At 61.8% G+C, this 9,858-nt stretch carries 7 protein-coding genes and 1 pseudogene; 5 read left to right on the top strand and 3 right to left on the bottom strand.

Annotation, left to right across the window (positions count from 1 at the left end; translation table 11 throughout):
• Positions 1 to 100: 100 nt before the first annotated feature.
• On the bottom strand, positions 101 to 748 hold the full coding sequence (locus DC522_RS30970; protein WP_116532324.1) for a glycosyltransferase family 2 protein: 648 nt from the start codon (positions 746 to 748) through the stop codon (positions 101 to 103).
• 143 nt (positions 749 to 891) lie between these two features.
• Here DC522_RS30970 and DC522_RS30975 point away from each other — a divergent pair.
• Positions 892 to 1,880, top strand: a pseudogene (locus DC522_RS30975) (CocE/NonD family hydrolase); the annotation flags it as partial.
• A 90-nt stretch (positions 1,881 to 1,970) separates the two neighbouring features.
• Positions 1,971 to 2,357, top strand: a complete 387-nt coding sequence (locus tag DC522_RS30980) for a hypothetical protein (RefSeq protein WP_116532325.1) — start codon at positions 1,971 to 1,973, stop codon at positions 2,355 to 2,357.
• 454 nt (positions 2,358 to 2,811) lie between these two features.
• On the opposite strand, the gene DC522_RS30985 is transcribed toward DC522_RS30980, so the two are convergent.
• Positions 2,812 to 3,549: a Crp/Fnr family transcriptional regulator gene (locus tag DC522_RS30985; RefSeq protein ID WP_116532326.1), complete on the bottom strand. Its 738-nt coding sequence runs from the start codon at positions 3,547 to 3,549 to the stop codon at positions 2,812 to 2,814.
• 107 nt (positions 3,550 to 3,656) lie between these two features.
• Positions 3,657 to 3,896, bottom strand: coding sequence for a hypothetical protein (locus DC522_RS30990; RefSeq protein WP_116532327.1), 240 nt, complete (start codon positions 3,894 to 3,896; stop codon positions 3,657 to 3,659).
• 181 nt (positions 3,897 to 4,077) lie between these two features.
• Between DC522_RS30990 and DC522_RS30995 the strand changes: the two genes are divergently transcribed.
• The 3 genes from DC522_RS30995 (at position 4,078) to DC522_RS31005 (ending at position 9,193) form a co-directional block, all read left to right on the top strand.
• The gene (locus tag DC522_RS30995) at positions 4,078 to 5,106 is read left to right on the top strand and encodes a chemotaxis protein CheB (protein ID WP_116532328.1); all 1,029 of its coding nucleotides are present in this window, start codon (positions 4,078 to 4,080) and stop codon (positions 5,104 to 5,106) included.
• 159 nt (positions 5,107 to 5,265) lie between these two features.
• Positions 5,266 to 8,832 (top strand): CheR family methyltransferase, encoded by a 3,567-nt coding sequence (locus DC522_RS31000; protein WP_245444708.1) that lies wholly within the window; start codon positions 5,266 to 5,268, stop codon positions 8,830 to 8,832.
• Entirely contained in the window at positions 8,804 to 9,193 is a 390-nt protein-coding gene (locus DC522_RS31005) for a response regulator (protein WP_116532330.1), read from the top strand. The genes DC522_RS31000 and DC522_RS31005 overlap by 29 nt, the downstream gene beginning before the upstream one ends.
• Positions 9,194 to 9,858 lie beyond the last annotated feature (665 nt).

The raw sequence follows: 9,858 nt of genomic DNA on the forward strand, positions 1-9,858 counted from the left end.
GCCTGGCACGCGACGTGATGCTGGGCCTGCAGAAGACCTGCCGCAAGCTCGGGCTGTCGTTTTTCACCTATCTCGGGGACCGGCTGGGACTGAACGGAGATCAGCCGAAGATCCCGCCGCTCGCCACCCTCGTCATCCAGTCAGCCTGAGGCCCGCGGCCCCCAAAACTGCCCCGCTTACCATCATAGACGATACGTCCGCCGCGGGATAACAGAGCCTTTGCCCATGCAATATCCTCGACGCCCGTAAGGTACTCATCATATGGGTATCGTAGCACATCTTCCCGCCCGACAGCGCAGTTCGCATTGTTGCAGAAATAGCTGGCCGGATTTTCTACGGACCGCGCCGGGAACCATTGCTCAAATATGCGATGCTCAGACAGTTTCGTGCGAGCATCTCCAACCTGCCGTCCGTAGACAAGCGATACCCTCTCGTCAGAAAACGCTTCATATATTCGTTCAATCCAATCCCGGTAGCTTGGATAAACGTGAGCGCTTGCCAAAACGATGATATCGCCTGTCGGCTGCTCCACGCCAATATTGATCGCCCTCCCGTGGATGAAAAGATCACGATCAATTCTTACGACTTTTGCGCCGAAGCGCTCAGCGATCTCAACAGTACCGTCAGTTGACACAGAATCGACCAGTATGATCTCGTCAGGCTGACGTGTCTGCATTCTTGCGCCTTCGAGAAGACGGACAATATGTGCCGCCTCATTCAAGGCCCTAATTAGCAGCGAGACACTCATCTGCCCCCATTTCCAACCCGAGCATAATGCCCGTATAGGTTGTTATTTACGGGTGATATATCATTTCTTTGCCGACTTCAAGTTGAGTAAGTTACTGGCGGTTAGCGCATCGTTTGGTACGGAAAAGTGGATCCGGTTTTCCGACCGTCGACCGCTACAACGACGATATTCACTACAAGAATGGCTGCCATCTCTATACCCAGCTCTCCTGGGCGGCACCATGTTAGGCTACCAATCGCGCCCGCCGGATCCTGTTCTCGTCGGCGAACGCTGGAAGAAGATGTCGTTGCACCGGCTCGATAACGAGCCGTTCCTCATGGCGGAATGGCTATCGCATCAGCGGCGCGATGAATTCTGGAAACATGGCTCGATCTGCGAGGATTTTTCTGCCGTCGAGGTTTCTGCCGTCGAGTTCCCTGCCCTCGTCATCGCCGGCTGGGCCGACGGCTACCGCAATACACCGCTCGCCGCCGTAGAGGGCATGCCGGAGAACGCCAAAGCGCTGATCGGTCCGCGGATTCACAAATATCCGCATTTCGTCTGGTCCAAGCCCCGTCGGGATTTCATCGGCGAGACCATCGCCTGGTGGAACCGGTGGCTTCGCGATGAAAAAACCGGTGCCGATCAGCTTCCTCAGGTGCGCACCTATATCCTCGACGGCGTGAAGCCACAGCCACATCGCAGTGAAGCCCCCGGCTTCTGGATCGCCAAGGAACGCTGGGAGGAGCCTGAAGTCATTTCCTTCGCTGTGGGTGCCGCCGGCGCATTGAAGCTGGGGGTCCCGTCGACGCATGCACCGGCAAAATCCGGTCTACGTCAAATCTCTGCTCGATACGGGCACGGCTTCCGGTGAGTACCTTACCCTGAAGCCGGATGGTGAGTTCCCTGACGACCAGCGCATCGATGATGCCGGTTCGCTTGTGGTGGAAACCGCGCCCTCGAGGAGACGCTCGATCTTCTCGGTCGTCCGGTTCTGACATTGAACGTCTCCTGTAACGAGGACTGGGCCAATCTCTGGACCCGGCTGGTCGATGTGCATCCGGACGGCACGGCGACGCGCGTGTCCTTTGGTGTCATCAACCTTGCCCATCGGGACACCAATGCCGAACCGAAAGCCATGGAGAAGGGTCGGCCGCCGACTTGAGAGCCACCTGACGACCAAAAGCCGCCAGAGGCTCAGTCTCGTCGCCTGCTCAACGCCCGCAACCGGGTCGGACAGACGGTGGTCGCGATCGTGGCCGATGATCTGGCTGCCCACGGGCCGCAGGTGGTCACTACTCTACGAGAGCGCGACCCGGTCGCTTATGCCCGCCTGGTGAGCGACCTCGTCGCCTTCAAGCCACTCCTGCGATTACACGCCGGCCCCGACAAGCCGGTTCCAGCGGCCGGGGAGCCGACGAAACGTGAGCGGCTGGGAAAGCAGCTTCTTGAGGTCGTTGCGGCCGATTTCGCACAGCAGGGATCAGACGCTGTGGCAAGCCTTCGAGAGAAGAAACCGAGCGCCTATGCCCGGTGCCGTGCCATCGCCGACCGTAACACGCGCGAAGCGTTGCAGGAACTCTTCGTCAAAGCCACGCTGGGCTTCGAGCGCGGGATAACCGCGGGATAACCTACGGTCCAGTCGACAAGCTGAATGTTGCCCAGACGAGCCTCACTCACCTCCAGACCCTCTGCCAACGCGCATTCCAGCGCGCGGGGATGCCAGCACAGTCGCGCAGACTTTGACTGAATGACCTGCTGTCAGGCTGAGATGAGCGGTACTCTGGCCTGTTCTTGCCGATAGGCCACTGGTCCGACAGGTGGTGTCAGGCGCGAGGACGCACCATCCCGTGCCAGTTGCCGACCTTCCCAATCCAAATTCAGAATCCGCCTTCTGTATCGACGGTTCGGCAGCTTCAATCGGGATCTCAGATCCAGAATGCTTCAGAACCGATCGGATGCGGGGCGTAAAACCCGGTGCAGCCACGCGTGCGAGCGTCTCAGTTCGTAGCAGCAAGGACCCTGGCAACAGTTCGAAGCTGTGGCCCCCTCTCTTGTCAGGAGAACCAGGTCTCCTCTGATCCCTATCTCTTCAAGTGAAGATAGGCCGGGTCGAACTCACCGGCGGCTTGGAGAGCCTCCCAGTTCGGGATCTCCAACATACTGCCCCGCAGCACGATCAAGCCGTCCCTCCTAAGATCCTGAAGAACGCGGTTCACATGCACCGTCGAGAGCCCCAGGGCATCGGCAAACTCATTTTGGGTGATCGGCAGTTCGCACCCATTCTCCCTGGCAAGTCCGACCGCTTTCATTCGGACCTGAAGCTCACAAAGAACATGCGCCATGCGCTGATAGGCCGACCGGCGGCCTAAACCGATCATCCACTCGCGGAACATGGCCGCATCGATCAGGGTGTCGCGCCAGAGGATGTCGCTCAGGTTGGGGTGGCGTCGCAGCATGTCCCGCAGGCTCTGGTGCCGGATTAGGGCAATGCTGCTTCTCGCAAGGGCCCCAACGCTGCTGTCCATGACGTGCAAGTGGAGACTTTGCAGATCCGGGATATCGCCCGGGATGTAGAAGCCCATGATCTGCCGCTTGCCGTCGGGCAGGATCTTGTAGCGGCAAACGAAGCCGCTAAGAACCAGGGCACAGTCCGAAGAACGATCTCCATCCTGGATGATGTCGGTGTCCGCCTCGAACACCTTCACGGTCACAGGCAGGTCCAGGACCGCCTGTCTTTCCTCATCCGAGAGGTCGGCAATGCTGCTCAGCTTCCGCAGCAGTGGGTTCGACGCGGCCTGTTCGTGCAGTGTAGACTTCATCACCCCACCTCCAGGCCTCCGAGTTTTGACCGTCCCCTGTACGCCGATACTCCGGATTCCGACTCATCCACCCATTTGGGGCCACCCGAAGGCGAATTCACCGTCCCTCAGCTGGAGCGCAGCAGGTTGTGGCGCTCCAGATCCCGCAGGATCTCCTCCCGGTGGGCCTGCCACTCGGCAAGGGTTTCCCGGAGGATGAGCAGCAGCTTTTCGGCCTCGGCCGTATCGCGGCCCTCCTGAAGCATTTTCTCGATGAGGAGCATCTGGCGGGTGATGCGCCTCTCGCCTTCGGCGATGTCGCGCTCGGCCTTCGCAAGGTGTTCCCATTCGAGAGCAGGATCAGGCATGGTCGCACTCACACTGGACGGAGCGCTCGTCGAGTGCCCAACAAGCTGACGCTTGCCGCGGGCCTGAGTTCCCCCCGCAAAAACCGACTTTTCTCAGGAATTCACGCCACCTCCCGCTCCTGAAGGAACTGTGCTCCGTGCCTGTTGTTCACTTCTTATCACGACACTCCGAGGGCCTCTCATGAGCAATCGCGACATCATCGTCATCGGAGGCTCTTCGGGAGCAACAGCCCCTCTCAAGACGATCCTGGGTGCTCTTCCGCCGGATCTGCCGGCCGCCGTGTTCATTGTGCTGCACATCCCCGCCCGGAGCATCGGCATCCTCGCGACGGTGGCATCTGCCGCCGGCCCCCTGCCCGTCCACCAGTCGGCCGACGGCATGCGCATCGAACCCGGCAACGTCTACCTGGCGGTCCCCGACCATCATCTCATCATCACCAAGGGCCATATCAGGCTTGGCCGCGGCCCTCGCGAGAACATGGCGCGGCCTGCCATCGACCCCCTGTTCCGGTCGGCGGCGGCCGCGTACGGTCCCCGGGTCATCGGCGTGATCTTGAGCGGTCTTCTCAACGATGGCGCCTCTGGCCTTGAAGCCGTCAAGCGCTGCGGCGGCGTTACGGTCGTGCAGGATCCGGCCGATGCCATTGCGGATGAGATGCCGCGCAGCGCCCTGGACGCCGTCACAGTCGACCTCTCGGTTCCAAGTGCCCGGATGGGCGACGTCCTATCGGATCTCGCCCGCGAGGCGGCCGGCCCCGGAGCTCCGGTCCCACCGGACATCCGCCTAGAGGTGGATATCGCCGCGGGTGAGCGGGTCAATACGGAGGTTGTGCAGAAGTTCGCCGATCCGGCCGCTCTGACCTGCCCCTCCTGCGGTGGTGTTCTCTCGTCGATCAAGGGGAGCAGACCGCTCCGGTTCCGCTGTCAGGTCGGCCACACGATGACCGCCGACGTGCTGGCCAGGGAGCAGGAAAGCGCCGTGGACGAGGCGCTGCGGGTTGCCCTGCGCGTCATCGAGGAACGGGCCGAACTGGTCGCCCGCATGGCCAAGGACGGGCGACGGAGCGGCCGCAGGGCCATTGCCGAGATGTACGAGGAACGGGCCGTCGAATACCGGCAATATGTGGATACCCTCCGCCGGGCTGTGCTGCAATCCATGGAGCCGTTGGGCTCCAAGGTGGATGAGGGCGGGCAGAATCCGGACGGTTGACCGAGGCCTTCTCACCTGGGTCAGGGGTGGCACGTTCTCTCCTGATATGGCAAATCCTCTGGAGAGCAGGGATATTGCAAGTTGGCCGCCAGAAGAAGCAACAAGAGAGCCCAATCCGAAACCACCCCAACGGGCGGCTTTGGGAATACGTCTGCGGATCTGATCGTTGCCATCGGCGCTTCAGGAGCGAACAGCCAGCCGGTCGAGCGCTTCCTGAGCGATCTTACCCTGGATCAGGACATGGCGGTTGTCCTGATCTTTCAGCATCGCGAAGCTCTGGACGAGGAGCGCTTCAGGCAGGTTTTGACCGAGCAGCAGCGTGAACTGTGCCTGGTGACGGACGGCGTCCCCCTAGAGTCGGGCAAGATTTACTGGTCCGCGCCCAACACGATCCTGACCGTCGAGAACGGGCGCTTCCAGAGCCGAATGGCCGAGGAGGCTCCTAGCGAGCGCGGCACCATCGACAGCTTCTTCGTCTCCGTCGCACATAATCAGGACAAGGACGTCGTCGGCATCATCTTTTCCGGCACCGGCGGCGACGGTATCCTCGGCTTTGCGGCCGTCAGGGAGGCCGGCGGTCTTACCCTGGCCGAGGAGACCGACAATGTGACGGCGGAGAACCTTGCCGCCAGCGCCCACCCTGTGGCCCTGGCCGATTTCGTGCTGCCGGTCGAGCAGATGCCAGGGCGCATCCGTCTTTATGCCCAGCACCTGAAAAACTACCGGAAGACCGCAGGCCAGGATCGTGCGGCGGATGAGATCTCTGGAGCGCTCGCGAATATCGCCACGATCCTGCGCAACAAGACGGGCCATGACTTCCACGGCTACAAGGCGGGCACCTTCTTCCGGCGTGTGCAGCGTCGCATTCAGGTCGCCCAGGCTGATACCATCGAGGCTTACGTGGAGGTGCTCCGGACCCAAGCGGACGAGGCGCAAAATCTCTTCAACGATCTGCTGATCGGGGTGACTCAGTTCTTCCGGGATCGCCGGGAGTTCGAGCTTCTGGAAGCCCAGGTGATCCCGAAGCTGTTCGAGGGCAAGACCCGCAACGACAATCTTCGGGTCTGGGTGCTCGGCTGCTCCACGGGCGAGGAGGCCTATTCCGTCGGCATCCTCCTGCGCGAGCACATGGCCAGGCTCGATACCGTGCCGCATGTGCAGATCTTCGCCAGCGACATCGACGGCCGTGCCCTCGCCACGGCGCGGGTCGGGCGCTATCCGGAGTCGATCACGAAGGATGTCAGCCCGGAACGCTTGGCGCGCTGGTTCGTCAAGGAGGGCAACACCTATTGCGTGGTGAAGGAGTTGCGGGAGATGTGCATCTTCTCGCAGCACAGCGTCGTCAAAGATGCGCCCTTCTCGCGGCTCGACCTAATCTCCTGCCGCAACCTGCTGATCTATCTCAATGCCGATCTTCAGGACCGGGTTATCCCACTCTTTCATTTTGCCCTGCGTCCGGGCGGCTATCTGTTCCTGGGCAACTCCGAGAACATCTCCCGACACACCAGGCTCTTCGCGCCGGTGGATCGCGGCTTTCGCATCTTTCAGCGCCTGGAGACAACGGCGCGGGTCATGCCTGATTTTCCGTTCACGGCGGTTGACCGCCGGCCACCGGACAATGCTTTGCCGTCGCGTCCCCGCGTGATCGAGGGCAACCTGGCGCGGCAGGCCGAGATCATCGCCGAGCGGTATGCTCCGGCCTATGTGGTGACCGACCAAGACTTCAACGTGCTGCATTTCTCAGGCAGGACCGGCCGCTATATCGAGCCGGCTGGCGGCGCGGCCAGCCTCAACCTGCTGAATCTCGTTCACCCTGATCTGCGCCTCGACCTGCGCGTGGCCCTGACCAAAGCGGCCGACGAACACCAGAGCGTGCAGATCGATGGGCTCTCCATGGGTACGAACGGGAAGCGCCGCACGGTCGACATCGTGGTCGAGCCTCTTGGCGATCAACCGGATCCGGCTTCAGGCTATGTTGTGATTTTCAAGGACAGCGCCGCCCGCCCTGAAGAGGATGGCCGCGAAACCTCCGCCCCCTCCCCTCAAGGTGAGCACATGCAGCAGCTCGAAGCCGAGCTGCGGATCACCCGCGAGCGGCTTCAGGCCACCATCGAGGAGCTGGAGAGCACGAACGAGGAGCTGAAATCCTCGAACGAGGAATACCAGTCCCTCAACGAGGAGCTTCAGTCCGCCAACGAGGAGCTCGAAACCTCCAAGGAAGAGCTGCAATCCGTCAACGAGGAGCTGACCACGGTCAACGGTGAGCTCGCGCACCGGGTCCAGGAACTCGGTCGGGCCAACAGCGATCTCAAGAACCTGCTGGAAAGCACGCAGATCGCTACCATCTTCCTCGACAACGAGCTGCGCGTGATGAACTACACGCCCGCCGTGGCCGAGATCTTCCATCTGGTCGAGACCGACATCGGCCGCCCGATCGCCCACATCAAGGCCCGTGTTGCCTACGACGAGCTTCAGGAGGATGCACGGCGCGTGGCGCGGACACTGGGGAGCGTGGATCGCGAAATTGCGGATCCTGCCACCGGCACCCGCTACATGGTCCGCGTGCTGCCCTACCGCAGCGTCGACAACTATATCGGCGGCACGGTGATCACGTTCACCGACATGACCCCGCTCACGAAGGCGCAGCAGGCGCTGCGGGAGAGCGAGGAGCGGTTCCGGGCCATCGTCACCCAGGCCACCATCGGCATCGCCGAGACGCGTGACAGCAGCCTCACCTACGTAAACGACCGCTTCTGCGCCATAGCGGGCCGCGGATCTGAGGCCCTGATGGGCAAGCCCCTGAGGGACATCATCCATCCCGAGGATGCCGACCGGAATGCGGCTCTGCTGGAGCGCCTCTATGCCACCGGCGAGCCGTTCGTGGCTGACACGCGCTACGCTCGGCCGGACGGATCGGTCGTTTGGGCCCTGACCAGCGTCAGCCCGATCCGGGATGCCGGAGGGCACATTGCGGGCGGGTCGGTCATCTGCATCGACATCTCCGACCGCAAGCAGGCGGAGGAGGCGCTGCGCGAGAGCGAGCGTCACACCAAAATGCTTCTGGCAGAGTTGCAGCATCGCGTGCGCAACACCCTGGCGGTGGTCCGGTCCATCACCCGGCGAACGGCGGCCACAAGCGAGACGGTCGAGGACTATGCCATGCACCTTGAAGGGCGCATCGAGGCCTTCGCCCGCGCCCAGGCCATGGCCACTCGGGCTCCCGATTCCGGGGTCGACCTGGAGGAGTTTGTTCGAGAGGAACTGCTCTACCTTGCCGTCCGGGACGAGGAGAAGGCCCACATCGACGGCCCGCCGGTGCGCCTGCGGGCCAGGACGGCCGATTCCATCGGGCTGGCGATCCACGAGCTTGCGACCAATGCCCTCAAATACGGCGCCCTGTCCGGGGATACAGGTCACATCGATGTGGCGTGGCGGATTGAGGGAGCTGATGGGGATCGGAGGCTCAGGCTGGAATGGCGCGAGAGCGCCGTCAGCATCGCAGGCATGGCGCCCCGGCGGCGGGGCTTCGGCTCGGAGCTGATCGAGCGAACTCTCCGCTATGAGCTGGATGCCCAGACGGAGTTGCAGTTCACGCCCGGCGGCATCCACTGCGTCATCGAGATCCCGCTCAATGAGCAGAACGCCGCGATGGACGTCACGCCGCGACAGGAGCAATCCGGCCGAGAGGGTAACGACGATGAGCGCAATCAGCGACGTCAAACCTGACAAGCCTGATCTGACCGGCAGCCGGGTCCTTCTGGTGGAGGACGAGTACTATATCGCCGATGATCTCTGCCGGGCTCTCGAAGGATGTGGGGCCGAAGTCGTTGGCCCTGTTCCCAGCCTCGCCGAGGCTTTGCCCCTGGCCGAGAGCGAGAGCCTCACCTGTGCCGTGCTGGATATCAATCTGCGGGGTGAGAGCGGCCTCAGGGTGGCGGAAACGCTCCAGCGGCGCAACGTGCCGTTCGTCTACTCAACCGGGTACAGCAGCGCGAGCGTTCCGGAGGCTCTCAAGGGGGCAGCGCACCTGGAGAAGCCATTCCGGATCGAGGAGTTGCTGCACGCGGTCAGTCAGGTCTCCCGCTAGAGCATCGTGCGGAACCGAAGGGCCGCGTCAGCGAAAAGTGGCCCCGGTTATTCGCTGACGCGGACCTCCGGTTCCGCTCTCAACGATGCTCTCATTGAAGGAGAAAGCATCGGATGGAATCCCAAAAGTGCAAATCCACTTTTCACGTCCGATGCTGTAGCACTTAGGCTTGCCCGATGTCGGCCGTGCCAGTGCTAGCTCCCCAAAGACAGCACGAGCCGATCATCGTTGATCCCAGTCGAGCCTTGGAATCGCAGCCAGCCGACCTCGTACGGCTATTCACCATTCTGCCGAGGCTTTGGGGTTGAGCCGGGCTTGACAACAAGAAGCGTGGTGGTCGAGTGACTTCAATGGACCCCACATAGAGATGCGCGAGACCTGCGAGGTTTTTCGCTTTCGCGGCGCAATGTGTCGTGCTTGGGTGGGAAGCGGTCGGTCGGCCCTTGGACGGACACATAAGATGGTAGACATTTGTTGCATGGCAAGGTTGGGGTCGATTCCGAACCGGCAGATTCTTGCTTGGCGATGAGGATTGCAGACGTTCAACTGCTGCGATCCAAGTGGTGAACTGACCGAAGCTGGAACTGATTACCCCGCTACCTTGTATATCTCGGCAAGGTCGCACAAATCCCAGTTCCCTCCACTCAACACCGCGCAAACTTTTT

The sequence above is a fragment of the Microvirga sp. KLBC 81 genome, assembly GCF_003075415.1.
Lineage (GTDB): Bacteria > Pseudomonadota > Alphaproteobacteria > Rhizobiales > Beijerinckiaceae > Microvirga.

Coding starts and splice junctions, on each gene's coding strand:
- DC522_RS30970 (WP_116532324.1), bottom strand. CDS start 748: ATGAGTGTCTCGCTGCTAATTAGGGCCTTGAATGAGGCGGCACATATT.
- DC522_RS30985 (WP_116532326.1), bottom strand. CDS start 3,549: ATGAAGTCTACACTGCACGAACAGGCCGCGTCGAACCCACTGCTGCGG.
- DC522_RS30990 (WP_116532327.1), bottom strand. CDS start 3,896: ATGCCTGATCCTGCTCTCGAATGGGAACACCTTGCGAAGGCCGAGCGC.
- DC522_RS30995 (WP_116532328.1), top strand. CDS start 4,078: ATGAGCAATCGCGACATCATCGTCATCGGAGGCTCTTCGGGAGCAACA.
- DC522_RS31005 (WP_116532330.1), top strand. CDS start 8,804: ATGAGCGCAATCAGCGACGTCAAACCTGACAAGCCTGATCTGACCGGC.